This window comes from Acetobacter pomorum (assembly GCF_002738225.1).
GTDB lineage: Bacteria > Pseudomonadota > Alphaproteobacteria > Acetobacterales > Acetobacteraceae > Acetobacter > Acetobacter pomorum.
The window spans coordinates 16,231-42,811 of the sequence record NZ_PEBQ01000177.1 but is presented as its reverse complement, the minus strand read 5'-3'; the positions used below and the strand labels follow the sequence as shown (position 1 = coordinate 42,811).

At 54.7% G+C, this 26,581-nt stretch carries 24 protein-coding genes; 15 read left to right on the top strand and 9 right to left on the bottom strand.

Translation table 11 applies throughout. The features are described 5' to 3' along the window. Window positions 1-87 precede the first annotated feature (87 nt). Window positions 88-909, top strand: coding sequence for a squalene/phytoene synthase family protein (locus tag CSR02_RS13940; RefSeq protein ID WP_244177022.1), 822 nt, complete (start codon window positions 88-90; stop codon window positions 907-909). On the opposite strand, the gene CSR02_RS13935 is transcribed toward CSR02_RS13940, so the two are convergent. Continuing rightward, window positions 858-1,733, bottom strand: a complete 876-nt coding sequence (locus tag CSR02_RS13935; RefSeq protein WP_042787581.1) for an NAD(P)-dependent oxidoreductase — start codon at window positions 1,731-1,733, stop codon at window positions 858-860. The genes CSR02_RS13940 and CSR02_RS13935 overlap by 52 nt on opposite strands. Before the next feature lie 223 nt (window positions 1,734-1,956). On the opposite strand from CSR02_RS13935, the gene CSR02_RS13925 reads away from it, so the two are divergent. Beyond that, window positions 1,957-2,577 (top strand): protein-methionine-sulfoxide reductase heme-binding subunit MsrQ, encoded by a 621-nt coding sequence (locus CSR02_RS13925; protein WP_099542055.1) that lies wholly within the window; start codon window positions 1,957-1,959, stop codon window positions 2,575-2,577. 67 nt (window positions 2,578-2,644) lie between these two features. Here the strand turns inward: CSR02_RS13925 and CSR02_RS13920 are convergent, their stop codons facing one another. Then, window positions 2,645-4,102, bottom strand: coding sequence for a SulP family inorganic anion transporter (locus CSR02_RS13920; protein ID WP_099542054.1), 1,458 nt, complete (start codon window positions 4,100-4,102; stop codon window positions 2,645-2,647). A gap of 184 nt (window positions 4,103-4,286) precedes the next feature. On the opposite strand from CSR02_RS13920, the gene lpxB reads away from it, so the two are divergent. After that, entirely contained in the window at window positions 4,287-5,474 is a 1,188-nt protein-coding gene (gene lpxB, locus CSR02_RS13915; protein ID WP_099542053.1) for a lipid-A-disaccharide synthase, read from the top strand. A gap of 6 nt (window positions 5,475-5,480) precedes the next feature. On the opposite strand, the gene hisI is transcribed toward lpxB, so the two are convergent. The 5 genes from hisI to CSR02_RS13890 all read right to left on the bottom strand — a co-directional run bounded on the left by hisI (window position 5,481) and on the right by CSR02_RS13890 (window position 10,580). Further along, window positions 5,481-5,900: a phosphoribosyl-AMP cyclohydrolase gene (hisI, locus tag CSR02_RS13910; protein WP_099542052.1), complete on the bottom strand. Its 420-nt coding sequence runs from the start codon at window positions 5,898-5,900 to the stop codon at window positions 5,481-5,483. Continuing rightward, window positions 5,897-6,772, bottom strand: coding sequence for a CAF17-like 4Fe-4S cluster assembly/insertion protein YgfZ (gene ygfZ, locus CSR02_RS13905; protein WP_099542051.1), 876 nt, complete (start codon window positions 6,770-6,772; stop codon window positions 5,897-5,899). Before ygfZ ends, hisI begins: the two co-directional genes overlap by 4 nt. A gap of 83 nt (window positions 6,773-6,855) precedes the next feature. Then, window positions 6,856-8,616: an asparagine synthase (glutamine-hydrolyzing) gene (asnB, locus tag CSR02_RS13900; RefSeq protein WP_099542050.1), complete on the bottom strand. Its 1,761-nt coding sequence runs from the start codon at window positions 8,614-8,616 to the stop codon at window positions 6,856-6,858. Continuing rightward, the gene (locus CSR02_RS13895; protein ID WP_099542049.1) at window positions 8,617-9,678 is read right to left on the bottom strand and encodes a glycosyltransferase; all 1,062 of its coding nucleotides are present in this window, start codon (window positions 9,676-9,678) and stop codon (window positions 8,617-8,619) included. Further along, complete coding sequence (locus CSR02_RS13890; RefSeq protein WP_167384157.1) at window positions 9,675-10,580, bottom strand: glycosyltransferase family 9 protein; 906 nt, start codon at window positions 10,578-10,580, stop codon at window positions 9,675-9,677. Before CSR02_RS13890 ends, CSR02_RS13895 begins: the two co-directional genes overlap by 4 nt. Before the next feature lie 148 nt (window positions 10,581-10,728). On the opposite strand from CSR02_RS13890, the gene CSR02_RS13885 reads away from it, so the two are divergent. The 5 genes from CSR02_RS13885 (at window position 10,729) to CSR02_RS13860 (ending at window position 16,509) form a co-directional block, all read left to right on the top strand. Beyond that, complete coding sequence (locus CSR02_RS13885) at window positions 10,729-11,124, top strand: hypothetical protein (RefSeq protein ID WP_042787573.1); 396 nt, start codon at window positions 10,729-10,731, stop codon at window positions 11,122-11,124. 160 nt (window positions 11,125-11,284) lie between these two features. Then, complete coding sequence (locus tag CSR02_RS13880) at window positions 11,285-11,980, top strand: tetratricopeptide repeat protein (RefSeq protein ID WP_099542047.1); 696 nt, start codon at window positions 11,285-11,287, stop codon at window positions 11,978-11,980. A gap of 4 nt (window positions 11,981-11,984) precedes the next feature. Beyond that, on the top strand, window positions 11,985-13,382 hold the full coding sequence (locus CSR02_RS13875) for a PQQ-binding-like beta-propeller repeat protein (RefSeq protein ID WP_099542046.1): 1,398 nt from the start codon (window positions 11,985-11,987) through the stop codon (window positions 13,380-13,382). 13 nt (window positions 13,383-13,395) lie between these two features. Beyond that, window positions 13,396-14,814, top strand: coding sequence for a ribosome biogenesis GTPase Der (gene der, locus CSR02_RS13870; protein ID WP_183172614.1), 1,419 nt, complete (start codon window positions 13,396-13,398; stop codon window positions 14,812-14,814). A gap of 300 nt (window positions 14,815-15,114) precedes the next feature. Continuing rightward, entirely contained in the window at window positions 15,115-16,509 is a 1,395-nt protein-coding gene (locus tag CSR02_RS13860) for an MFS transporter (RefSeq protein ID WP_099542043.1), read from the top strand. A 36-nt stretch (window positions 16,510-16,545) separates the two neighbouring features. Here CSR02_RS13860 and CSR02_RS13855 read toward each other — a convergent pair whose 3' ends face one another. Beyond that, a complete protein-coding gene (locus CSR02_RS13855) occupies window positions 16,546-17,955 on the bottom strand; it encodes a glutamate--cysteine ligase (protein ID WP_099542042.1) in 1,410 nt (469 codons plus the stop codon). A 68-nt stretch (window positions 17,956-18,023) separates the two neighbouring features. Beyond that, complete coding sequence (locus CSR02_RS13850; protein ID WP_099542073.1) at window positions 18,024-18,797, bottom strand: 16S rRNA (uracil(1498)-N(3))-methyltransferase; 774 nt, start codon at window positions 18,795-18,797, stop codon at window positions 18,024-18,026. 107 nt (window positions 18,798-18,904) lie between these two features. Between CSR02_RS13850 and ubiA the strand changes: the two genes are divergently transcribed. The 7 genes from ubiA (at window position 18,905) to CSR02_RS13815 (ending at window position 26,556) form a co-directional block, all read left to right on the top strand. Continuing rightward, a complete protein-coding gene (ubiA, locus tag CSR02_RS13845; protein WP_042787568.1) occupies window positions 18,905-19,822 on the top strand; it encodes a 4-hydroxybenzoate octaprenyltransferase in 918 nt (305 codons plus the stop codon). 6 nt (window positions 19,823-19,828) lie between these two features. Next, a complete protein-coding gene (locus CSR02_RS13840) occupies window positions 19,829-20,524 on the top strand; it encodes a LolA family protein (protein WP_099542041.1) in 696 nt (231 codons plus the stop codon). Between the two features lie 101 nt (window positions 20,525-20,625). Continuing rightward, entirely contained in the window at window positions 20,626-21,984 is a 1,359-nt protein-coding gene (locus CSR02_RS13835; RefSeq protein ID WP_099542040.1) for a replication-associated recombination protein A, read from the top strand. A gap of 16 nt (window positions 21,985-22,000) precedes the next feature. Beyond that, complete coding sequence (locus CSR02_RS13830; protein WP_099542039.1) at window positions 22,001-22,981, top strand: RluA family pseudouridine synthase; 981 nt, start codon at window positions 22,001-22,003, stop codon at window positions 22,979-22,981. A gap of 38 nt (window positions 22,982-23,019) precedes the next feature. Next, a complete protein-coding gene (locus tag CSR02_RS13825) occupies window positions 23,020-25,173 on the top strand; it encodes an AsmA family protein (protein WP_099542038.1) in 2,154 nt (717 codons plus the stop codon). Continuing rightward, the gene (locus CSR02_RS13820) at window positions 25,170-25,937 is read left to right on the top strand and encodes an ATP12 family chaperone protein (RefSeq protein WP_099542037.1); all 768 of its coding nucleotides are present in this window, start codon (window positions 25,170-25,172) and stop codon (window positions 25,935-25,937) included. Before CSR02_RS13825 ends, CSR02_RS13820 begins: the two co-directional genes overlap by 4 nt. 103 nt (window positions 25,938-26,040) lie before the next feature. Continuing rightward, window positions 26,041-26,556: a Spy/CpxP family protein refolding chaperone gene (locus tag CSR02_RS13815; protein ID WP_099542036.1), complete on the top strand. Its 516-nt coding sequence runs from the start codon at window positions 26,041-26,043 to the stop codon at window positions 26,554-26,556. The last annotated feature ends 25 nt before the right edge of the window (window positions 26,557-26,581 follow it).

Genomic DNA, 26,581 nt, shown 5'->3' with positions numbered 1-26,581 from the left:
CGTACTATGAGGGCCTTCCGTTAGGAAAGCGGGACCATTCCAACGCATGGGCCATACGCAGGTTTCCCGCGTAGCAGGTATGCCTGGATGAGGGAGAAACAGGGTAAAATGGCGCAGCAGGAACAACAGCCCCTTGTTATGGCCGTGCAAAACGCCATGCGGGCAGACCCGGATCGGGCGCTGTGCCTGTGGTTTTTGCCTTCCTCTGTGCGTGATGCCGCTTATGTTCTTCTGGCTTTTCATAATGAATTGATTCGCGCTTTGGCGCCTGCGCGCTCTGCTACGGTGGCGGGACCAATGGCGGGCTATATCCGCCTGCAATGGTGGCGTGATGTGCTGGAGGGACAGCGCAAGCCTGAACATGTGCTGGCTCCGCCGCTGATGGCGCTGGTGGACTCTGGCAAAGTAAGGCGTGAAACATGTTTGAGCATGATTGCCGCGCGTGAAATGGAGCTGGAAGCCCAACAGACCGAACAGAGTGTAGAGCGCTGGACTTTAATGATGCGCGAGGGGGCCGGAGCCTTCCAGCGGGCCATAGCCGAGCTACTGGGTGTGTGCGATTCTGATACGTTGCAACGCGTGGAGAATGCGGGGGCCGCTTATGGGGCAGGTGCCATGTTACGGCATTGGCCCTTACTTTTGGGGAATGGGCGATTTCTGTTTCCCGGCACTCCGGAACAGTTAAGGCAAACCGGCGAGATGTTTATGCAGGAATGTCATTTTAAAAGTTTGGGTGCACTTGGCCGTAAGGCAGCTTTACCCGTTGTTCTGGCCAAACGTGATGTGGCACGCGGGCCAGAACAGGCTGGCCTGCCCCGTGGTATAGGGGACAGGCTTGCGGTGTGTGTGGCTGGTGTTCAGGCGTCGTTGGCGACAATTTTTTCCATCACCCCAATCAGAACTGAATAGTCAGCATTTTCAGCGGCTCGGCGGGCGAGGGAAAGCTGTTGGGTTACGGCTGCCAGCGTAGGTGCGGGCACAGCCAGGCGCGCCACGGCATCCATCAGCAGGCGCATATCTTTTTGCATAAGGCGGGCAGGGAACTGGGGAGAAAAATCTCCAGCCTTGGCCATTTTGATCTTGCGCTTGTGGTGCGGAGAAATAACAGCCATTTCATCCAGCGCATCAAACAGCATGGAACGGTCCAGCCCCGCGGCTAGTCCATAGGCAATGCCTTCTGCCACCGCAGCCAGCCCAGCGCCCATAATGCCGTTTATAACCAGCTTAAGGCGTGCACCGCTGCCAGATGGTCCTGCATGGATGGTAATGCGGCCAATTTTATCAAAAACAGGTTGGGCACGCGCAATGGCAGCATCATCCCCTCCGGCAAGAATAACCAGAGTGGCGGCATCTGCCTCTGGCGTGCTGCCAGATACCGGGCAATCAATCACACAGATCTTTTTTTCCTGCCCGGCTTTTTGCAGGGCATCAGCCGCTTCGGGAGAAACAGAACTGGTGTTCAGCAGCAAGCCATTTGTTTTTATGCCAGCCAGAACTCCTTTGGGGCCATACATGCTGGCGGCAAGGGCCTCATCATCTGGCACACATACCAGAACAATATCAGCCTTGCTGGCTACTTCTGCCGGAGTAGGCAAAAAATGGGCAACGCCATCTCCCCCTTTGCCAGAGGGCGTATAGGCCAGTGTTGCATATCCGGCTTTTTCCAGATGTGCGGCCATACGGCTGGCCATGGCACCAAACCCAATAAAACCGATAGTCTGCTGAGTTGTCATGCTGAATAAACCTTCCTGTTTGTATTGAAGGAATTATAAACAGGAATAGTAAGGCATGTCTTGGGCGGGTTTTAAGAAAGCTGTTCGCGTTTACGTGTCTCAATAGGGCATAATTTGTTACGATTTCAGAGTATTCTTGCGTAACGAGGCCGATTTTGTAAGGGTAATCTTGCATTCAGTGTAAAAGGCTGAGTGTTTCCAACAGTGGAGAACGGAAAAGCCAATGCCACCCCCCACCACAGACCGAAACCGGCGGTTTCGCCTTTCTCCCCTTACGCGGCAGGTGTTGCTGTATGTGTTATTTATGCTGCCAGCGGTCTCTTATTTGGCGGGTGCATTTTCAGGGGATTTAGGTCCAAATCCTTTTAAGACATGCCTGCATGAATTCGGGCGTTATGCGTTTCGCTTTCTGCTTGTGTCATTGATGATTTCGCCGCTTAAACGATTTTTAAAAATTGATTTAATGGTCTATCGCCGTCCGCTGGGTCTGTTAGCGTTCAGCTACGCGGCTTTGCATGTCACACTTTATTTCTGGTGGGCGCGTGGGTTTGATATTCAGCGGATATGGAAAGATTTTTTAACACGGCCATTTCTGACATTCGGCTTGCTGGCATTTTCTATTCTGATTGTGCTGGCTGCAACATCCACGCGTAAATCCATCATCCGGCTTGGTAAAAAATGGGCGCGGCTGCATCGTCTGGTGTATGTGGCCATGGTTCTGGCGTGTATTCATTATACCATTGCATTTAAACAATGGTACGTTGAACCTTTTGTATATGCGGCTATTGCGGCATGTGTTTTAGGCTTGCGTCTTGTTCCAAAACCTGGGCTTAAAAAATCATGAAATAAAAAGGAGACATGAGAAATGCATGTCTCCTTTTTTATAAGGTCCAGTATGGTGCGTTGGTGGCTTATGCCAGCAACGTGTCATGGCCCAGAGAAGCCAGAAGTTTTTCTGCCCGTTGATCTGCATGGATAACAGAAACCGTTTTGCCGCGCGCTTTCAGGCGGGATGCAATTTTTTCCAGGGCATCTGCTGCGCTAATATCCCAGATATGCGCATCTTCAAGATCAAGCACAATGGTTGAGGCGGTATCCTGAAAATCTATGGCATCGGCCAGAACGCTTGCCGAAGCAAAGAATAGTTGCCCATGCACGTAATAGGTGCGTGTGTTTGTCTTTTCTGTAAAAGTGATGCTGACCTGAACAAGTTTCATAACTTGAAAAGAGAAGAACAACCCATTTAGCAGCACGCCGCAGGCCACGCCGGCAGCCAGATCATGGGTTAGCACCACGACCAGAACAGTGGCCAGCATAACTGTGGAGGAAAGGCGCGGATGCTTGAACAGATCACGCAATGAGGACCATGAAAATGTGCTGACAGACACCATAATCATAATGGCCACCAGCGCTGCCACGGGCACTTGGGCCACAAAGCGGTGCAACACCACCAGCAATAGCAGCAAAAATGCCCCAGCCGTAAAGGTGGAAAGCCGACCACGCCCACCATAACGCAGGTTGCCAACTGTCTGCCCAATCATGCCACACCCGGCCATGCCGCCAAACAGCCCCACCATAATGTTGGAAAATCCAAGCCCCGTACATTCCATGCGCTTATTGCTGTGTGTATCGGTCAGTTCATCCACAACCGTGGCTGTCATCAGGGATTCCAGAAGCCCCACCATGGCCATGGCAAATGCGTAGGGAAGAACAATTTTAAAAGTTTCTGCGGAAAAAGGCACATTTGGAAATGTGAGATGGGGCAGGCCGGAGGGCAGATCCCCCAGATCAGAAACCACATGTACAGGCATAGGTATGGCAAAAGTAATGCCAGTAAGCACAAGAATGCAAATTAAAGGGGAGGGAATGGCTGTGGTAACGCGTGGAAAAAGATAGACAATAGCCAGCCCAAGCCCAATAAGCGCATAAGTGTGCCACGTAACATGCAGCATTTGTGGAACTTGTGCGGAAAAAATAAGGATGCCTAGTGCATTTACAAATCCGGTTTCCACCTCGCGCGAGACAAAGCGCATCATGCTTTGCAGGCGTAACAACCCGAAGATAATCTGGAATGCCCCTGCCAGCAGCGTAGCTAAAAGCAGATATTGTAGCCCATGACTATGCACCAGTTCTGCCGCAACAAGCGCAACAGAGCCAGCAGCTCCGGAAATCATACCCGGCCTGCCACCCGTAATGGCAATGGCAATGCTGATGACAAATGAGGCAAACAACCCCACAGAAGGTGCAACCCCCGCTACGTAAGAGAAGGCAATCACTTCTGGAATAAGTGCAAAAGTGCCTACCATGCCGGCCAGAACATTGCGGACAGGCTGATCTGTCCATTCATGGATGTAGGTTTTAACTGTCACGAGAAAGTGGGTGTCCCTTGGTTGAGTATGAAATGGCGCGTTTATCGGGCGCCAAAATAGTTGCGGTAAAGGAAAGACTTTTAGGGTGCTGTGCGCAAGATATACATGCCTTATAGGCCATATTCTATCGCACTGGGCGGATAAGATGATTGTGCTCCATGTTGCGGCGTTTTATGCGTGAGGCATGGTTTCTCCTTCTTCCTCTCCTCTTGTCTGGATTCTGGCTGGTGAGGCCAGTGGTGATGTATTGGGTGCCCGCCTTATGCATGCCTTGAGGGCCCGTGTGCCCACTATGCGCTTTGCAGGCGTTGGAGGGGCGCGCATGCAGGAAGAGGGATTTGAAAGTCTCTTTCCCATGCGGGATCTGGCCGTAATGGGGCTGGTGGAAGTTTTGCCGCGTGTGCGCCAGCTTTCTGCTCGGCTGGATGAAGCAGCACAGGATATTGCAGCCCAAAAGCCGGATTTGGTGATTACCATAGATAGCCCGGGTTTTGCCTTGCGGCTGCTTAAAAAAATAAGCGGCTTGGGTATTGCGCGTGTGCACTACGTTGCACCGCAGGTTTGGGCATGGCGCCAGAAACGGGTGAAGGAATTTCCCGGTTTGTGGGAAGAACTGTTGTGCCTTCTGCCTTTTGAAGAACAGTTTTTTGGCAAACATGGTTTAAAAACCCGCTTTGTAGGCCATCCAGTTTTACAATCTGGTGCAAAAGATGGAAATGCTGCCCGGTTTCGGGCGCGGTATGGTTTGCCAGAAAGTGCCAGAATATTGGTGCTGATGCCTGGCAGTCGTCGTTCAGAGGCGCCACGACTATTGCCGGTATTTGGGCAGATGTTGCGCCTGCTTAAAACATCCATGCCGGATGTGGTGCCTGTGGTGCCTGTTTCTTCGGTTGTGGCGTGTGTGGTAGAGCGCGCCACACAAGATTGGCCCATAAAGCCGATTATTGTTACGGATATTCATAACAAGCATGATGCGTTTGCTGCCGCGGGTGCGGCTTTAACCAAATCTGGCACATCTACCCTGGAACTGGCTTTAGCTGGCGTGCCTATGGCCGTGACATACCGGGTTAACCCTATTACAGCTTTTTTTGCCCGTCGGCTTATCAAGGTACCATTTGTGGCTATGGTAAATTTGCTGGCAGGCCGTGCCGTGGTGCCAGAACTGCTGCAAGAACAGTGCCGAGCAGATGTGCTAGCGCGTGAAGTGCAAACTCTCTTTGAAAATGTGGCAGTGGCCCAAGCCCAGAAGCAGGCTTTTGCTACGGTTTTGCACGGGCTGGAAGGGCCGCAGGGCCAACTGCCAGCCGATGCCGCAGCAGAAGCTGTTCTGGAAGTTCTTAACCGTAAAAATACGGTTAAGATACAGAGTTAAACATGTTCAGTTATGTTTGTGGTAAAGCTGGTTTGGGTCAATTTCCGGCTTTGTCAGCACTTTCAGACCATCTGGTGTAAAGGCCCGGTAAAAACAGCTGCGGCGGCCCGTATGGCATGCCACACCAATCTGGTTCACAAGCAATAATACAGCATCTGCATCACAATCCAGACGGGCTTCAACAAGGTGCTGGATCTGGCCGGATGTTTCGCCTTTGCGCCAAAGCTTCTGGCGGCTGCGAGAATAATAACATACGCACCCGGTTTCCAGCGTTTCACGCAGGGCTTCACGCGTCATCCATGCAATCATCAGCACTTCGCCAGTGTCGTGCTGCTGGGCAATGGCGGCAATAAGGCCAGAGGCATCAAATTTTACAACATCCAGCATGGTATCCAATTCTGCTGCTGGCGGGGCAATATAAGTCATGATTTTTCCGTTGGATGAGAATCTGAAGGTGTTTGAGGCTTTAGCGCAGTTTCCAGCCACGTTGGCAGGCGTACCACCAAAGGATGCGCCGCACAGGTAAGCTGACTGTTGGCAACATCTGTTTTCAATAATGCCAACCCAACATGATCCTGGGAGGAACGCAGTGTGCCAACTTCCACGTCATCACACATTACGGGCGTTCCGGGTGCGGGCAGAGGGGATGTTGCTGCAACGGGCATCATCCTCCGTTTTACCAATGTGCGGTAATGCATGCGAGCCGTAACTTCCTGCCCCATATAGCAGCCCTTTTTCCAGGATACACCGCCCAGAAGGTCCAGATTAGCTTCTGCCGCCAAGGTACGGCCGACTTCACAATCCTGCACGCCATCTGGCAAACCCAGCACAAGGCGATGCAAGTTATAATCCTGTTCTGTAGCGGTTATGGGGGTGTCTGGGGCAGCATCAATCAGTCGCCAGCCAGCCTCTTCCAGCCGAGGATCGCGGAAACTGATGGCGTTTTCCAACACGGCGTCAGACGGTGGATTTCCCCATGCCACATGAACGGGCAGGGCGGTGAGTTCTAGCTGCACATCAGAACGTAGGCGAAAGCGTTGGAGAATGGTTTTTAGATTTTCAGCTTGTTCTGCAGCACAATCAAGGAGCAGGCAGGTATCATCGGGGTCTGAAACTACAAAAAAGTCTGCCTGCCAGCGGCCTTGGGGGGTCAGACAGGCACTCCACGTGGCGTCTCCCGGTTCCAGCGCAGCAATATCTGCCGTAACCAGACCTTGCAGAAAGCGCACGCGATCTGTGCCAGAAAGCTTGAGAACAGTGCGGTTTTCAAGTCGGGTGATGTGTGTTGGGGAAGGCATGTACATTCTCCCATAAAAGAAAAAAGGCTTCCCGCAGGAAGATAATGGGCTTTAAGAGCAAGAGATAGAAACGGTTTGCAATCTTACTGGCTTAGGGCAGAAAACACATCGCCTTCTGGCGGAAGATTGCGAATATGTGTGCGATGCCACAAAGCATAAAAAAGAAGTGTCCACGCTGCAGCCCCTGTCCTGCGGTTATCTGCTGCCCGAAAGAGTGCTTTCACACGGTCTGGCCGCGCAATTTCTGCAATACATTCCTGCCGTGCCACCAAATCCCCAAGATACGCTCCCTTTTGCCGGATCCATGTGCCGATTGGTACGGTAAAACCCTGTTTGGGCGCAAAAGGCCGTGCCGCAGAATTGTGCTGCTGTAACCATTTGCGCAAAAGCCATTTGCCTTTACCATCATGCAAACGCATGGAATCTGGTAGACGCCATGCTGTTTGGGCAACAATGGGGTCTAGCAACGGTGTGCGGCCTTCCAGCCCATGTGCCATCAGGCACCGATCCAGCTTGATAAGCAGATCATTCGGTAACCATTCTGCAATATCGACTGCTTGCAGGCGGGAAAGTGGCGTTTGTGCATCTGCTCCGGCCATTTCTGCCGCGGCTATGCCATCACGCCAATGGGCCGGATGATGGCGCAGGATATTCATGTTATCAAAAATACCACGTCGCCACATGCGCCGTCTGCCTTTCCACCACGGACGGCTGGCTGTGCGGTAACGTCCGTAACCACAGAACAGTTCATCCCCTCCTTCACCGGAGAGAATGACGGTTACGTCCTGTACCGCTTTCTGGGCTAAAAACCATGTGGGAATAATGGCGTAATCCGCAACAGGGTCATCCATACAGGCTACAATGGCGGGAAGGTGTTGCCATACCATATCTGCCGTAATGCGCAGGGTTTCATGCTGTGCGTGGGCATGTTGCGCCAATGCCTCGGCGGCCTCGGCCTCATCGGCGGCGCCGGGTGCATCAAAAACGGCTGTCCATGTGCGCAATGGCGTTGTGCTGGGCAGGCGGTTCATGGCTGTTAACAGGCATGCGCTGTCTATTCCGCCAGAAAGAAAAAGCCCAAAGGGTACATCAGAACGTTCATGCGCATGCACGCTGTCCATCAAGGCTATATCAAGTTGGTTCAGGGCTTCAGCTTCGGAGGTAAACAGGGGGGCTGATGCCGGAATGGGGGATTGCCGCTGCCTGTCCAGAATACGGCCTTGGTTAATACGCAGGGTTTCCCCCGGCATAACGCGCTGGATACCGGGAAAAATTGTTTCCCACCCTGTGGTGAACTGAAGTTGCAGCAGTTCATCCCGCACGGCTGGTGCAATGGCGCGGGGGGCTAGGCCGGAGGCTATTAAAGGCGCGGGCTCGGATGCAAAGGCAATGCCGCCCGAAAATTCAGTAAAATAAAGGGGTTTGATGCCAAACGGATCGCGCGAGAGCAGAAGTTCCTGCTGGGCTTTATCGTATAGTCCAATGGCGTACATGCCACGTAGCCCGCGCGTATAGGTGCTACCGTTGCGTTCCCACAAAAGCAGGGGAGATTCGCAATCACTTCCGGTTTGAAAATGGTCAGGCCCGATCTGCTGACGAATTTGCGGATCGTTATAGATTTCACCATTGGCAACAAGTGTGCCATCGCCGCTGGTTAAGGGCTGGTCTCCCCCTTCCAGATCAATAATGGCCAAGCGTGTGTGCACCATATCTGCCCGGCCCAAGCGGGCAATATGCACGCCATTGGGGCCCCGGTGGCCCAAAGCCTGCACCATGCGTTGTAGCACCGATTCGGAGCATGGTTGCGTGCCGGGTGTGTAGATAAGCCCCCCAATGCCACACATTTACCCGGCCTCCACCGTGGATAGAAACTTGTGCCACGCCTCCAGAACCGGGGTGACAGCATAGGTTGTTTCATAATCTCTGCGGCCAGCCTGCGCCATACGGGCCGCCAGATCAGGTGTTTCCAGTGCAGTGCAGATCTGCGCAGCCAGAGCACTGGCATTTTCCACCGGGGCTAGCAGGCCGTTTTCACCGTTTCGGATCAATTCGCTAGGCCCTTCAGAGGCGGCCGCAATAACGGGTTTGTTGGCAGAAAATCCCTCAATCACAACATTGCCTAAAGGTTCATGGCGGGAAGGGCAGATCATGGCGGCGCAGGCCCGTAACAGACCGCCGGGTTGATTGGCCCATCCGGGCATAAACACACGTTCGGCCACGCCTTCCTGCCGCGCAAGTGTTTCCAGTGCCGCACGTTCTGGCCCTTCACCCGCGATAACAAGGGGAATGTGCGGCACATGCTTCATGGCACGAATAAGAACATCAAAAGCTTTGTTTTTGTGCAGCCGCCCCAAAGCCAGCAGAAAAGGGGTGCCGTGTGGCAAAAACTCTGGCCATACGGGCTGCGTGGTGGCGAGATCTGTGGCGAAGTTGGGGAGGTAATGCACGGCATCGGCTGGCCAGCCTTGTTCCCGCATCCAGCGTACCAGCCCGTGCGTATTGCCAATAAGATGAGAACATCGGCGATAATAGGAAAGATCATAAAACCCGCCCAGTCGCCCAGCTAGCACCCAGTTGCCTTGGGGGGCAAAGCGAGCCGCACGGTTCATCCATGCCACAGCCACACGTGGAGAGAACTCTTTAAGAGCCGTACGCAGCCCCATGCGGGTGCGTATATCCAGCACGTTGCCAAAAGGGAGTTCAACAGGTGCAAGGTGACCTGCCCGCAAGCGTTGTGCGCGTTCCAGATTGGTGCGGATAACCGGCAAAACAGAAAGGCCAGCAGCAGCCTGGGCAATACAGAGACGCTCAAAAAACAGTTCTGCTCCACCTGTGGGAGCACCGGCCATAATATGTGCAACTTTCAGGGGCTGCGTGTTCTGCCTGCTGGCGTTGCCATCCATCATAGGCCGGTTTCCTTAAGAAGGGAGAGTGCTGCTGTGGCGACATCTGCAACCTCCAGCCCAGCTATGGGGGCCTCACCCTCTGGGCCTGGTGCTGCAATCCAGCGCGCATTTTTGCCAGAAGGCGCATATTCCGATGCGCGAGAGGGCCCAAAAAGCCCCAAAGTGGGCGTGCCAGCGGCTGCTGCCAGATGCATCAGCCCCGAATCATTGCCAATATAGAGGCGGCAACGGGCCAGCATGGCGGCAACTTCCGTAAGGGAAAAATGGCCTCCGGCATCAATGGCGTGGGGCAGGGCTTCCAGAACAGGGCGGGCAAGCGCGGCTTCCTGCTCTCCAGGACCGTAAAAGATGGCAGGTCGTATCTGCGGATGCGCCGCGCAAAGGCGTTGCCATAAGGGCAGGTAACGCTCTGTTGGCCATATCTTGCCCGTCCAGTTTGCCGTGGGACCCAGAGCAAGAATGGGTGATGTCTCTGGAATGATCTGTTGTGCTTTTGCGCGATCAGCCGGACTGACCCAAACAGTCGGGAGCGGAGGGGGTGAAAGACCCAGAACGTTGCCCAAATGTGTAATGCGCGGGCCTGTGCGGCGCCCTCCGCGCATAATGAACCGGCGCCCGGAACGTAAAAGAAAAGTCACGGCAGAGCCGCGTAAATCCACCGTGATATCCCATTTAAAGGGAACGCAAGCCTTCCACAGATCAAACCAGTGCAGATCATAGGGCCGCTTTTCCATCACAATGGTGCGCTCGAGTCCGGGGAATGCATTAAACAGTCCGGCCGCAACAGGCCCACAGGCTATGGTAAACCGCGCATCTGGCCAACGGTGGTGCAGATATGCCAGCAGGCCGGTAGAAAGCACGGCATCGCCCAGACGTGTGGCCGTGATGAAAAGAATGCGCATTATCGCGCCTATACTGTCTTCCGGTTTTTTTTCCAAGCCAGCGCGCGCAGGTGTGGACATTTGCGCCACCTGTGCAAGAAGCGTTTGCTGATGCTAGAATCAGGAACCGGGCAGGAAAATATCTCTGCTCTGAATCGGGGATACAGAAATGATCAGGAAAGGTTTTTATCTTCTCGCCGGGCTTGTTGCCGCCCAGATGTGTGGTGTTGTTTCCATGCCGGCACAGGCCGCAGATAAGGTATGGACAGCCACCGCATGTGGTGCGGAACCTGTAGCACCTTCTGTGGAAGTGTCTTCTGTTGATAAATATAACGCCAGTGTTGACAAGGTAAGTGCTTACGAAAAAGCGGCACGCACCTATAACAGCTGTGTGGCCAAGGCAGCCGTTAAGGAAGAAACGGCCATTAGCAATGAAGCGCGTGAAAAAATTGCGCATATTCATGAAGGCAGCAGCGCCGTGCAAAAGCGTATTGCTGGCAATTTCACCAAATTGACCACGGCTCTCAAGGCTGGCGGAAGCAAATTGCAGAAAGCAGAGCACTAAATTTTTCGGCAGGGTAGGTGTTTTCTGTTACAGCAGTGTTTGAAAGAGCGGCCATCCGGCAGATTGCCAGCATGGCTTGTATGATACCCTAGGGTGAGGCAGATAGACGGTAACACAAAGCCGTCAGGCAGAACGCCAGCAGACAGGAACAGGCCAGACCGTGGCAGAGGATCTTTTCAGGGAAGTTGATGAGGAAATGCAGGCAGAGCGCCTGCGGTCGGCCGCAAGGCGTTACGCCGGAGCTGGCTTGGGGCTGGTTGTGCTTGTGCTTGCAGGCATAGGTGCGTGGTCGTGGCATGTTTCCAATCAGAAATCTCAGGCGCTGGAAGCCACGGGGGCTTACCTTACAGCCTTGCGCCAGACAGACCATTTGCCTGCAACACCCGCATCCGGCACGGTGGATCTTACCCCAACCGCACAGGCGGGTTTGGCTTCTTTGCAGAAGTTGGCCTCATCAGATGCTAAAGGCGTGGCTGTTCTGGCCCACTTGCAGGAAGGCGGTGTGCAAGCAGCGCGTGGTGACGTAAAAGCGGCGCTGGCTGCATGGGATGCCGTGCAAAAGGATCCCAATGCAGATTCTGCATTACGTGATCTGGCTACTCTGCTGTGGTGCCAAAAACAGCTTGATACGGGAGAGCCAGCTACTCTCCGCTCGCGTCTGGCGCTGCTGACCGGTAAGGGCAAGCCATGGAATGGTCTGGCTATGGAGGCTTTGGCTGTTCTGGATGTGCGTGAAGGGCATGTGGCCGAAGCCCGACAGAAATTTGCAGCGCTACAGGCGGCGCAGGATGTTCCTCAGGGCGTACGCAACCGGGCGCAGGATATGATGCAGGCCCTAGACCCGACAGCAGGCTAAGAGAATGAGCAGCAACAAGAAATCCAGCGCAACCAGACGTTTTGGTCTATCACGCCGCGCCCTGTTGGGCGGTGCCGCTCTGGCACCTACACTGGCCGCCTGTAGCATGTTTGAAAGTGATAGAAAGCCCATTCTGGCCGGGCATCGTACGGATATTCTGTCTTCGGGTTCAGGGTTGATGGTCGATCCGGATGATCATACGCCCATTACAATTCCTGCGGCCATCAGTGTGTCTGAATGGCCTATCTGTGGGCGTGTTTCTGCCCATACCGGCAGCAATTATGCATGGGGTGGGCTGCATAAAAGGTGGAGCAAGGATATCGGGGCCGGTATTTCCCAGCCCGATTTTATGGCGTGGGCTGCACTGGGTAATCTGGGGCGCGGGCTTATTCCTGCGCCGCCTGTTGTGCAGGATGGCCGCCTGTTTGTTATGGATGCCCAAGGCGTTGTGCGCGCTTTTTCCTGGCCTGGCATGCACCATATCTGGACATATAATCCACGGCCCAAAAAGTCTTACTCTGCCAATATGGGCGGTGGTTTGGCTGTAAATGGGGGTGTTGTCTACATTGTTGACGGGATATCCCAAACCATTGCGGTGGATGCGGCAACTGGTAAGGTAAAATGGAAAACCACCAATGGTGCTCCGGGCCGCTCGGCGCCAACTGTTTCAGGCGGCCGGGTGTTTTTTGGTACCATTGATGAGCGGTTTTTTGCGCTGGATTCTGCCACCGGCCGTCAGCTTTGGACATATACGGCAACATCTGTGGAAACCACTGTATTTGGCCAGCCCGCCCCAGCCGTAGATAACGGCATTGTGGTGGCCGGATTTGGTGGGGGTGATCTTGTTGCTTTCCGTGCGGAAAGTGGGGAGGTCGTCTGGAGTGACATGATGGGCAATGTCAACAGTCAGGCCAGTACGCTGGATCTCTCCTGTGTGCGCGGGTTGCCTGTTATTGTTGATAGCATTGTTTATGCGGTAAGCATGGCACAGGTATTGGCTGCCATTGATATCCGCACAGGCCGCCGTGTGTGGGAACGCTCGGTTGCCAGCCAGAATAGCCTGCTATGTGTGGGCGATTGGCTTTTTGTGGTCTCGCTGGATCAGCAGATTGCGTGTATTGACCGTCTTTCCGGCCATGTGCGCTGGATTACGCAGCTACGGCGCTTCCGGCGTGTAGATGTGCATAAGGATATCGTAACTTGGTTTGGCCCCATGCTGGTGGGCGGCGAACTGGTTTGTCTCAGCTCTCTGCCGGAAAATGGCATGGTGCGGATGAACCCGGCAACAGGTGCAATTATATCAGTAGACAGCATGGATGCCGTTTCTTTCGTGCCGCCAATTATCGTAGATAACCAGATGCTGATCGTGACAAACGACGGGAACCTTTGCTCTTATGGCTGATCGCCGCAAATCCATGCGCCCACCTCCGCCACTTCCTACAGCGGATATGCCTGTTGTTGTTATTGCAGGTCGGCCAAACGTTGGTAAATCCACGCTGTTTAACCGCCTTGTTGGGCGCAGGCAGGCCCTTGTGGCGGATACGCCCGGTGTAACGCGAGACCGCAAGGAAGGTGTTGCCCTTGTTCGCGGGCGTTACGTAAGGCTGATTGATACCGCCGGGCTGGAAGAGGCCGCGCCGGAAAGCCTGTTTGGCCGGATGCGTTTTTCTTCAGAAAGTGCGGTGCGTGAAGCAGATCTGGTGCTGTTTTGCGTAGATGCGCGCGCCGGTATTACGCCAGCAGACGAACATTTTGCACAGTGGATCCGGCGTCAGAACCGCCCTGTTTTGCTGATTGCTAATAAATCTGAAGGTCGGCTTGGCGCGGCTTCCGCAATGGAAGCCTACGCGCTGGGCTTGGGGGAGCCTTTGGCGCTTTCTGCTGAACATGGTGAAGGTGTGACGGATCTGATGTGGGAAATTGCCGATAGGCTGCCCGCAGAGCCGGAGCATGAGGCAGAATCCCAGACTGAAGCCGAAGATGATTTTGCTGTAGAGGAAGGGGAAGAACCACCCCGCCCAACAGGCCCATTGCGTGTGGCCATTGTAGGCCGCCCCAATGCGGGTAAATCTACCCTCATGAATGCCCTTTTGGGTGAAGAACGTATGATTACCGGCCCGGAAGCAGGGCTGACGCGTGATTCCATTGCCGTTACGCTGAAAGATGGCGATGATACGTTTGAAATTGTAGATACGGCTGGTTTGCGCAAAAAAGCGCGTATTGATGAATCTCTGGAAAAAATGTCTGTTTCAGCGGCTATTGAGGCGCTGAAAATGGCAGAGGTTGCCGTGCTGGTGCTGGATGCCACATTAGGTGTGCATGAGCAGGATTTGCAGATTGCGCGCCTGATTGAGCGTGAAGGCCGCGCCTGCGTGTTGGCCTTGAACAAATGGGACGCCGTGCAGGATCGCACAGCCACGCGGAATGCCATTCTGGATAGGTTGAGCATTTCTCTGGCGCAGATGCGTGGCGTGCCAGTTGTGACTTTTTCGGCCCTTACCGGCGCTTCCATTCATAAGCTGTTGCCCGCAGTGCGTGATGCATGGACAGTCTGGAACGCCCGTGTACCTACAGGTGCCCTCAACCGTTGGTTTGAGGAAATGCTCGAACGCCATCAGCCACCATTGGTGCAGGGCCGCCGGCTGAAGCTGCGCTATATTACGCAGGTTAAATCTCGTCCCCCAACGTTTGTTATATTCGGCACGCGGGCTGAGCAACTGCCAGATGATTACAAGCGCTACCTTGTAAATGGCTTGCGCGAAACGTTTGATCTCCCCGGTGTGCCTATTCGCCTGCAAACACGTGGCACCAAAAACCCTTACGCAGATTCCTGATCTGCCGGGTGCGGTTTTATCTTGCTCGCCAGAGCATCATTGGCTGATTTTGCGGTAAACCGCTGCCTTTGGTGTTTTGGCAAGAGAAGGTAAAGGCAGGGATTCCATGATTGCCGCATGGAATCTTGTTTGCATGGGGCAGCGCATCAGGTGGTGCCCGTAACGTCTGAAGTGATGTGCGCGGCAGGAGCCACACATTGGCATTGCATAATGTGTGCGACATGCATGCCTGCGTGCGCTCTGGATTTCCTGAATAAAGCAGGGAAATAACGCCTTGCAGGCAGAAGGAAGCTTGGCTCCATGACACAGCTCCCCACTTCTCAGTCAGCACCTGTTGCAGATGGGCTTCATGGGGCTGCCCGTAACATGGCCATGTTGGCTGTGGCGCTTTCTGTTTTTCTGGCATTGCTGGATTACGCCATTGCCAATGTTGCCCTGCCAGATATTGCACGGGATTTAAATGCATCCTCATCTTCCTCCATCTGGGTTGTAAATGCGTATCAGATGGCCAGTCTGGTTTCTCTTTTGCCCTTGGCTGCATTGGGAAGCAGAGTAGGGTTTGCCCGGCTTTGTCAGGTTGGCATTATCATTTTTATGGTGTCATCCCTGTTTTGTGCCACAGCCACCAGCTTGCCTATTCTGGCAGGTGCACGCGTGTTGCAGGGCATAGGTGGTGCCTGCATCATGAGTGTGAATATCGCGCTGGTGCGCTTTATTTACCCGCATGCAGAAATTGGGCGCGGTATTGCCCTTAATGGTGTTGTGGTGGCACTTGGTGTGGCATTGGGGCCTACGGCTGCGGCGGCTATTCTTACCGTAGGGTCTTGGCCGTGGCTGTTCTGGATTAACTTGCCATTTGGGGCCTTGGCATTGGGCATGGCATTTTACGCTCTGCCTAAAGTGCCACGCACGTCTGGCAAGCTAGATATTACAGGCAGCATATTGTGCATGTTGGCTTTTGGTGCCTCCGTTATGGGAGGAGATGGGCTGGCACATTCTCAGAATACCACATTATCCTGTGCGTTGCTTCTGGCTGGGCTTGCGGCAGGTGTTGTGTTAGTGCGGCGAGAGGCAGAGGCTCCGCAACCCATTCTACCTGTTGATCTGCTTAAAAATCCCGAATTCGCAGTGGCTTTTATGACCGGGTTCTGCGGCTTTGTGGCCTCTAATTTCTACATCGTTTCCATGCCATTTACATTGCATAATACCTTGGGCCTGAGCTCGGCAGCCACGGGTTTGCTTATTACGCCGTGGCCATTGGGCATTATGTGTGCAGCTCCACTTATCCGGCGTGTGGCAGATAAGGTTTCGGCGGGTGTGTTGTCTTCCATCGGTCTTAGCACAACGGCATTGGGTTTCTTTTTGTTGTGGTTGCTGCCTGCGCATCCGTCTGTGTGGGATATTGCATGGCGTACTGGCGTGGCAGGCTGGGGCTTTGGGTTTTTTCAGCCGCCCAATAACCGAGCCATGATGGTGGCTGCCCCGCACAACCGCGCCGGGGGTGCCAGCGGCATGGTGCAGGTTGCCCGCCAGGCAGGGCAGACTTTGGGGGCTATGGGGGTTGCGGCCTTTTTTACGTGGTTTGCACATAATGGCGCTACGCAGAAGTGCCTGCTTATGGCTGGGTGTGTAGCGCTGTTTGCGGCCAGTTTGAGTGCAAGCCGCCTGTTTTTGAACACAAAAAAAGCAGCCTGAGGCTGCTTTTTTATTGATCGCATTATGTGCGGTTTTTCAGACTTCGGCTTCCAGAAAGATGCGGCTTACATCACCCATCCATGCGCCATAATAACGTTCCAGCCAACGTTCAGCCTGTGTGGGTGCACCTGCCACCAAAGAGGTGAGGGGGGCAAGATAAACCCATTCTGTCTGCCCGCTTTCATCTGTCATGTCTCGGCCCTGTAGGCCGTCCATGGCAATGGCAATCATCTGTGCGGCCAGATCCCGTACTGTGCCTTCGCCCCAAGGTGTATCTAGCCCCATAAGCGGCACAATGCCACGCAGTTTTACGTAATCTTCCCACGGGCGGGACTTTACAAGCTCCCAGGCAGCTTCTAGCGCCGCATCATCATACAGCAGGCCTGTCCACAAGGTGGAAAGAGCCAGCATCATTTCCGGTGAACCAGCATCCGCACCACGCATTTCCAAAAACTGTTTCAGCCGCACATCGGGAAAGGCGGTGGTAATGTGGTCTTCAAAATCGCCAATTGTGGGGGTAACGTCTTCCAGCCCCTCCTGCCGTTCTCCATTCATCCATGCACGGAAGGAGCAGCCGGCTACATTGCGCATTTTACCATCACGCATAATGAAATACATGGGCACATCCAGCACCCATTCCACGTAGCGTTCAAAGCTGAAGTCATCTTCAAACACACATGCAGGCATGCCAGAGCGCGCGTTATCCGTATCTGTCCAGACCTGTGCGCGGTTGGAAAGAATGTTGTTGGGTTTGCCTTCTACAAAAGGTGAATTGGCAAACAGGGCCGTGGCAACAGGTTGCAGCGCCATGGAAACACGCATTTTGCGCACCATGTCCTGCTCAGATCCAAAATCCAGATTAACCTGCACGGTGCAGGTACGCTGCATCATGTCCAGCCCCATGGAGCCAACTTTGGGCATGTATTCACGCATAATGGCGTAGCGGGATTTAGGCATCCACGGCAGTTCTGCCCGTGTGGCTGTTGGGTGAAAGCCTAAAGGTGCAAAGCCCAGCCCCAGTTCACGCGCAATGGGGCGTACGGCATCAAAATGGGCGGTAAGTTCTTCTGCCGTTTCATGCAGGGTGCGCAATGGGGCGCCAGAAAGTTCAAACTGTCCCGCAGGCTCAAGAGAGATAGCGGCACCTGCGGCCTCTCCGCGCCCTTTCAGGCCGATAATGTTGTTGTTGTCGAGAACAGATGTCCAGTCATCCGGCTCAAATTTCTGGAGGCCCTTGAGCAAGGCTTCAATGCCATTGGGCGCATACGGGGGCGCAGAATAAGCCTGCTGGCCTGCTTTTACAGCTTCGGGGCGCAGAAAGCCGAATTTTTCGTGTTCCGTGCCAATCCGCCATGCGTCACGTGGCTTACATCCCTGCGCAAGCACTTCGGCCAATTGAGCAACGGTGCGGGCAGGGGTTTGATCTGATGCGCCGGGGTTGGACATGGGGTCTCACGGATCCTTGAAAAACAGAGAAATCTCATTTTGCGCCAGCAAAGTAGAGATACGAAATGCTATTGTGACAAAACCGCTGCCGAACGCAAGCCGCAGCCTATAAGGGCCAGCCCGGCAGCAACTGCTGTATCGGCGCGCAAAACCAGCGGACCCAGGGAGATTGGCGTGATGCAGGAATATTTTAACAGCATCTGACATTCCCTATCACTCAGGCCGCCTTCCGGGCCAACCAGAAAGCCATCACCTGCATGGGCATCAGGTAGCAGGTTACGGGTTTTAACGGCTCGTTCTTCCCCACGTTCCACAGCTGCAAACAGGCGTTGGCCCTTGGGCCAGCCTGCCACAAAATCTGTGAATGATTGGGGTGGCGCTATTTCAGGCACATCAAAGCGCTCACATTGCTCTGTTGCTTCAGTGGCAATGGCGCGCAGGCGGTCGGGGTTAATGCGGTGTGTGTTCGTGCGTTCCGTTATAAGGGGCGCAAAATGTGTAATCCCCAGTTCCGTTCCCATGCGTAAGACCAGATCTGTGGCATCACGCTTCAGCAAGGCAAAAGCCAGCACCAGCGCGGGCTGTTGTAAAGGGGCGCGCAATTGGCGTTCCAGCTCAAAAATGCCCTTATCTTTTTTGATTTCTATAATACGGGCCAGCCATTCCCCGCTTTGGGCGTTGAATATCCGGGCGTGTTCCCCGGGCTTTTTGCGCAGTACAGTGCCCAGATAGCGGGCCTGATCTGGTGCAATGGGCAGGGTTTGGCCTGTTTGGGCCTCTCCCAGCATTTCTGGGGCATTGTAAAGGCGCGGAAGGTGCGCCGTGGCATCTGTTACAACCATGGTACCCGGTCTGTTTGCGCTGAAAGGTGTAAGTGATTCCCGCTTTGTGGCATAGAACATCAGCCCTTAACACCATATGTCTTTATGAACAGGATACGTGAACAGCCGTGTCAGTTTCTTCCAGCCATACCGATATCCGCATTACAGGGTGGATTGCCCATCTGCCCCCTGCATTGCAGGCTTACGCTTTGCTTGCGCGGTTGGATAGGCCCATAGGCACGTGGCTTTTATGGCTGCCGGGCATGTGGGGGATTTTGCTGCCGCAGGGCGTTGCAGTTTCCGAGCGTGTCAGGCTGATTGTGCTGTTTGGCATTGGCAGTCTTGTGATGCGGGCCGCAGGCTGCGTTGTGAACGATATGTGGGACCGCGACATAGACCGGCAGGTAGCCCGTACGGCCGGGCGGCCATTGGCATCTGGCGCGTTGAGCATGAAGCAGGCCACACTATTTTTGGTGCTGCTTTTGCTGGCAGGCTTGGCTGTTCTGGTGCAGTTGAACAGCCTTTCATGGATTTTGGGCGTGTCATCCCTGCTGTTGGTGGCGCTTTACCCATTGGCCAAGCGGTTTACATGGTGGCCTCAGCTTGTCATGGGGTTTACCTTCGGCTTTGGTGCACCCATGGGATATGCGGCAGCGGCCGGGCATTTATCTTGGGCGCAGGCAGCTTTGTATGCGGCAACCATTGTGTGGCAACTGGGGTTTGATACCATCTACGGCTTTCAGGATATGGAAGACGATGCCCGCATTGGTGTGAAATCCACATCTCGCCTTATGGTCGGTCGGGCGCGTGGGTTTATTGGCACCTGTTATGGGCTGATGCTTGTTTTGTTGGGTGTGGCAGCCCTTTTGGCAGGGGCTGGCCCGTTGTTCTGGGTGGTGTTGGTGTTGCCTGCCATATTGTTGTGGCAACAGGCATGTAAGGTAAACCCCGCAAGCCCAGCTTTATGTCTGACCCAGTTTAGGGCTAACCGAGAAATTGGTTTGGCTGTGGCACTTGCGCTGGTTGCCGGGTTGATAGCTGTATAAGCCTGCATGTTTCAGATGAAAGAAACCACGTTCATGAAATCCATTTTCCGGGCAGTTCTGCCAGCCGTGGCAGGGTTGGTTCTGGCTTGCAGCCATGCGTATGCGCAGGACAGTGCCAGTGAAACAGCCATTCCAGTAGCCTCATCTTCAGCACCAGCGCCTGTGGCGCTTTCTGCCGCGGATCAAGCATGGCTGAAACGGATTGAGCAGGCACTCAACCAGTCCAAAACTTTTCAGGCCCGTATCCAGCAACTTGATGCAGAGGGAAAGCGCACAACTGGCACTGTATGGATGAAACGCCCCGGCCAGATGCGTTTGGCGTATGATCCGCCATCCCCGCTACTGTTGGTGGCCAACGGGGGCAAGGTTGTGTTCCGGGATAACCAGTTGGACCAAACCACGGTTATTCCTATCGAGCGCACACCATTGGGCCTTCTGCTACGCCCCCATGTCAGCCTTTCAGATGATGTGACAGTGACGGGCTTTGAACATGATAACGGGTTGGTGCAGGTTACGCTTGTGCGCACATCCTCCCCGGGTGATGGCAGCCTGACACTGGTTTTTTATGAAACACCGGTTGCCTTGCGGTCATGGAGTGTGCTGGACGCGCAGGGGCGTGAAACCCGCGTGACCTTGTTTGATGTGCATGCAGGTGCAGACATTCCTACCAGCACCTTTACCCTGCCTGCCGAGGACAACTAAACTGTGTTAAAAGCAGCTTTTTCCGCACCTCTTCTGGAAAAAGCTGCCATGCGGGCCGATATATCCACAGATTGAAGCAGAGTGAAGTGAGGCACGCAGGCATGGCCGCAGAGCGTGAACCCCCGATAATGGGTGATGATCTTTTTGGGCTTTCTCCCACGCAGCAGGCAAGAAATGCGGACGCACGCAAAAAGCCGGCGCCCACACAGCCTTTGGCAGACCGGTTGCGCCCGCAAAAGTTGGAAGATGTGGTGGGGCAGGCGCATCTGCTGGGGCCAGAAGGTGCGCTCACGCGTATGCTGGAACGTGGCTCTCTTGCCAGTTTGATTCTATGGGGTGGCCCAGGTGTGGGCAAAACCACTATTGCGCGCCTGCTGGCGCAAGCGGCGGGGCTGAAATTTGTGCAGCTTTCGGCTGTGTTTTCTGGCGTGGCAGATCTGAAAAAAGCCTTCGAGAACGCACGCAGGCAGGCAGAAGTGGGTGGCGGCACGCTGCTGTTTGTAGATGAAATTCATCGCTTCAACCGGGCGCAGCAGGATGGCTTTCTGCCGGTTGTAGAGGATGGCACGGTTGTATTGGTCGGAGCGACAACGGAGAATCCCTCCTTTGCACTCAACTCAGCTTTGCTTTCACGCTGTCAGGTTATGGTGCTGAACCGGCTGGACGATCCAGCCTGTGAAGCGCTGCTGGTGCGAGCAGAGGAAGAAACAGGCAGGCCCTTGCCGCTTACGGAAGATGGGCGTGTGACCCTCCGTGCCATGGCGGATGGTGATGGCCGTTATCTGCTGAATATGGTGGAGCAGCTTTTAAGCCTGAAAACAGAAAAACCGCTGGATGCGCAGGCTTTGTCCCGCCTGTTGGCAAAACGCGCCATTTTGTATGATCGGGATAGGGAAGAGCATTACAACCTGATTTCCGCGCTGCATAAATCCATGCGTGGGTCAGACCCGGATGCCGCACTGTACTGGTTTGCACGTATGCTGGAAGGCGGGGAGGATCCGCGTTATCTGGCCCGCCGCATGACACGCTTTGCCGCAGAAGATGTGGGTATGGCAGACCCGCACGCCCTTCCGTTGGCCGTGGCTGCGTGGGAAACGTATGAGCGTCTGGGCTCGCCGGAAGGCGAGCTGGCATTGGCGCAGCTTGTGGTGCATCTGGCCACAGCTCCCAAATCCAACGCAGTTTATAAAGCCTATGGCGCGGCCCGCCGTGCTGCCAAGGCCACAGGCAGCCTGATGCCACCCGCACATATTTTAAACGCTCCTACAAAACTGATGCAGGATATCGGCTACGGTAAGGGCTATCAGTATGACCACGATGCGGAAGAAGGCTTTTCTGGCCAAAACTATTTCCCCGACGGCATGAAGCGCCAGAACTTCTATAATCCGACGGGCAGAGGCTATGAACGGGAGGTTCGTCACAGGCTAGAAACGTGGTCCCGCTTGCGGGATCGGCGTTAGTCGTGAATATCGGCGCATGAGTGTTGTCAATCGTACCGTAAGCGAAGACGAAGCCGGTATTCGTCTGGATCGCTATTTCCGCCGCCATTACCCGCATCTTACGCAGGGGGCGCTTCAAAAACTGTGCCGCACGGGCCAGATTCGTGTTGAGGGCAAAAGGGTGGAAGCCTCCACCCGGTTAGAACCGGGGCAAACGGTGCGCGTGCCGCCTATACCCATGGCCGCCAAACCTGCGCGAGATGTGCCGCGCCCGCTGGATGAAAAACTGGCGCGCGAAATTCGCAAGATGGTGGTGTATCAGGACAAGCACGTTATTGTCCTCAACAAGCCCGCAGGGCTTGCCGTGCAGGGTGGCCCCGGTATTACCAAACATATTGACATGATGCTGGATGGTCTGCGGGAAGAAGATGATCCGCGCCCACGGCTGGTGCACCGGATTGATAAAGATACTTCCGGCCTTCTGCTGCTGGCGCGCACCCCCGGTGTGGCGGCCAAGCTTGCGGCGTCTTTCCGTGGTCGGGATGTGAAAAAAATCTACTGGGCTGTTGTAGTTGGGCGGCCTGACCCACTTTCGGGCGAGATAGATCAGCCATTGGCGCGTTTGGGGGCTGGCCCTGGTTCCATCACCGTGGCGGCTGACCGTAAGGATGCCGATGCGCAATCCGCGCGATCTGTTTATGAAGTGCTGGATTCGGCAGCGCGTAAGTTCTCGTGGCTGGAGCTTTCACCGCTTACTGGCCGCACGCATCAGCTCCGTGTGCATTGCGAATCTTTAGGCACGCCCATTTTGGGTGATCCCAAATATGGTGGAGCGGCAGCCCATCCTTCTGGTTTTACAGACAGGTTGCATCTGCACGCCCGTATGCTGGATATGCCGCACCCGGCAGGGGGGCGCTTGACCGTAAGTGCCGAATTGCCACCGCATATGCGTGAAACCTTCCGAACCCTTGGTTTTGTGCCGGGCACCACACCGCCACCGTCACGCCGTGGTGGCTAAGGATAGGGTCGGTTAAAGTTGAAACAGGAGAAGCGCGCATGCGTCTGAAATGGAAAATCGGCCTGCTGGCGGGGGCCGCTGTTCTGGCGCTGGGCGGTGCCACGATTGTATCTGCCACGCAGGATGCAGACTGGCTTAAAACACGGTTGGCCGATGCCGTGGAAAGCAGCACAGGCCGCCATCTGACAATTGGCCAGCTGCATGTATGGATTCTGCCTTTTCCGTGGGTGGAAGCAAAGGATGTAAAGCTTTCTAGCGTGGCGGAAGATGGCGTGAACATGCTGGATATCAGGCAGGTGCGGGCTCGGCTGGCTTTGTTGCCCCTGTTTTCACACCGTATTGCGTTTGAAGATGTCAGTCTTATCAGCCCGCAGGTGCAACTGCGGCGTTTGGCAGATGGGCGGGCAGATTGGCACTTTACGCCGCAGGAACACCTGAGCAACGGCGCTGGGGGTTCCGCCAGTTCAGGCAAGATGCATTGGAATCTGACAGTATCAGATCTTCTGCTGACACAGGCACAGGTTGGCTGGCGTGATGCGGTGCATCATCGTTCTGGTGCGTTTGAAGTGACAGAAGGCAAGATTAAGGGGCTATCTGGCACGGCGCCTGATTTTGATGTGAAGCTGCGCAAGGGGGCAGGCCAACTGGCGCTTACAGGGCAAACCGGGCCTTTGTTGCCTATGTCTGCCCAATTGCCAATGCAGTTAAGGCTTTCTCTTACAGTTAACGGGCATCCTGCCGGATTGGCCCATATAGATGGGTCCATTACAGATCCGCAGGGCCAAAAAGCCTATGCGTTGCAGATTGGTGGTTCTGTTGCGCAGTTGCGTGATCTGAATGTCTTTTTCCCGCATGCCAATTTGCCAGATGGGCGCAATGTCTCTGTTGATATGGCTGTTGGTGGGCAGGGCGCGCAGCCCGCGCCGCAAAGCCTGCATGTGCGCGCCGAAAATGTGGACGTAGGCGCATGGGTGCCACAAACGGCATTAACGCGCATAGTCATAGACACCGCCCGCCCAACAGACCCGGTAACAGCCCAGATTGATGGGCAGGTTGGCGCACAGATGTTGAGCCTGCGTGGCACGGTGGGCACGATGCAGCAACTGGCTTTGCCCGAACATGTTGCGCAGGAAATTGTGCCGGTGGATTTAACACTTACACAGGGTGAATCCAGTATTCATGGCACAGGCACTTTGAGTGCCGGAGCTTCTGCGCTGGATGTGCATGGGCAGCTTGCGCATGTGGTGCCTGGCGGAGATCTGCCAGCCGCCAACGGTCTTAAGGTCGATGGACATGTGGTTGTTACCAATACGGCTGCGCTGGTGCGGCACCATGCTGTGCCGGATGTGCTGCGTGGGGCAAGTGGCGCGGTAGATGTGCAGGCACAAAGTGTAAACTGGCAGGGTGTAACATGGGCGCATGTCAGCACCCATGCCACATTGCAAAACAGCCGGCTGACGCTTGACCCGGTGCAGGCGGAGGGGAATGGGTTCCAGCAGGCGGGCCGTCTGGTCTATGATGTATCAGGTGCTGCCCCCCAGATTGAGTTGGCTGCGCACCCGGTCTTTCTGCCATTGCCGGTTGTTGAACGCTGGCTTGGTCTTTCTTCATCCCTTTCCGGCACAGTGCAGCTTGTCGGCGCGGTTTCCACGCAGGGGGAAACGCCGGAAGATAGACGGAACAGTCTGGCTGGGCATCTTGGTGTTTCAGTTGTGGATGGTAGCGTAAGTGGTGCTGTTATACGCACGTTGCTGGGGCCGCAGGTGCCCGTTAAAGGCAAGATGCCTGTAAGATGTTTTGGCACCCATATGCAGTTTGCGCAGGGGAACGCCAATATTGACATGCTGGGGTTGGAAACACCGTTTCTGGTTCTGCATGGGCACGGCACAGTGGGGCTGGGTAGTCAGGCGCTGGATATGCATCTGTCTCCTCGTGTGTTGTTGGGTGGGGCATCTGCTTCTTCCGATGTTGCGGTTACAGGCACATTTGCAAACCCTCAACCGCGCATGGATCCGGCTTATGAAGGCCGTTACGGCATCAGCATTGGTGGAAATGATGGAGAGGGAGACAGTTGCCCCGCCATGCTTTCTGCTGCGCGTGAAGGTGGGGTAGGGCCAGATGCGCCACAGAAAAAGGCGGGTAAGGAAGGAAAGGTCATGAACATGTTGCGTGGTCTGGGGCTGTTCCAATGAAAATGGCATCTCCCGAACATAATGTGTCTGGCAATGCGCCTGCGGGCCGCAAGCGCTTCTGGAAGCAGGCAAATGTTGTGCCACAAGAGCACGGTTTTGCGGTGCAGCTTGATGGCCGGAATATCCGCCTGCCAGGCAAAACACCGCTATGTGTGAAATCTCGCGCATTGGCAGATGCACTGGCGGCAGAATGGCAGGCCGCCGGACAAAATGCAGATGGGTATTTTACCCCTGCAGATCTGCCTCTTACCGGTATTGCGGGTTCCATGATCGAGCGCATTCCCGCCGAAAGGGAGGGGGTTTTGCGCAGCCTTCTGGCTTATGCCCGGAGCGACCTGCTGTGTTATCGGGAGCCGGGTGAAGGAAAGCTGGCGCAGGCGCAACGCAAGGAATGGGATCCGTGGCTGGCATGGCTGCATAAACAGTATGGAGTGAGCCTGCACACGTCATCTGGCGTGATGCCAATAGCGCAGCCGGAAGACTCTTTGCAGAAGCTCTATGATGCCATGGAAAAGCTGACAGCCCCGGAACTGGCTGTGCTTGCGGTTGCCGTACCTGCGTTAGGGAGCCTTGTGCTGGGTTTGGCATTGGTCAGTCAAGCTGGCAGTGTGAATGATCTGGTGGCTTGCGCAACGCTGGATGAACGTATGCAGATGGCTGTGTGGGGTGAAGATACAGAAATAACAGACCGCATTGCCAGTATACAGCGCGAAGCATCTGATGCGGCCCGTTTTTTGGAATTGTCTCGCAAGCTAACGGTCTGAATAAAACCTGAATGTCAAAGGATTTATATTCAGCGTAACCCTTGGCAAGTTTGCAATCTTCCCCAAGTATGAAGCAGTTCAAGTTTTGTGGAGCATAGAGATTATGAAAATCAAAAAGACCCTTCTGGCAGCAATTGTGGCTGCAGGTGTTTCTGTTGCAGGCGTAAGTGCCCATGCAGAACCCGGTAACGGATTTTATGGAAACGGCTTTGGCCCCGGCATTCCGGGTGCAGGACTGAATGCACTGGATGGGATTGATCTGACCAAAAAGCAGCGCAAGCAGATCCAGACCATTCTGCAGGAAGCGCACCGTCAGGATCAGGATCAGGACCTCCGTGGTGATTTCGACAAGATCCACCGCCAGATTGAAGATGCTCTGACATCCCCCGGCCCGGTGGATAAAGATAAGGTTGCAACTCTGCAGCAGGAAATGGCAACACTGCGTGCCCAGCGTGAATCTCAGCATCTGGAAACAGCTTCCCGCATCCATGATGTGTTGACAACAGATCAGCTGGCTCAGATTCATGCCCGTCAGGTTAAGATTCATGATCTACTGGACCAGTTGCACGCTGTTGAACATCCAGCCCCAGCAGCTGATGCTGGTAAATCTGGCAAGTAAACCGCCAGAAGGTTCTTGACTTTCG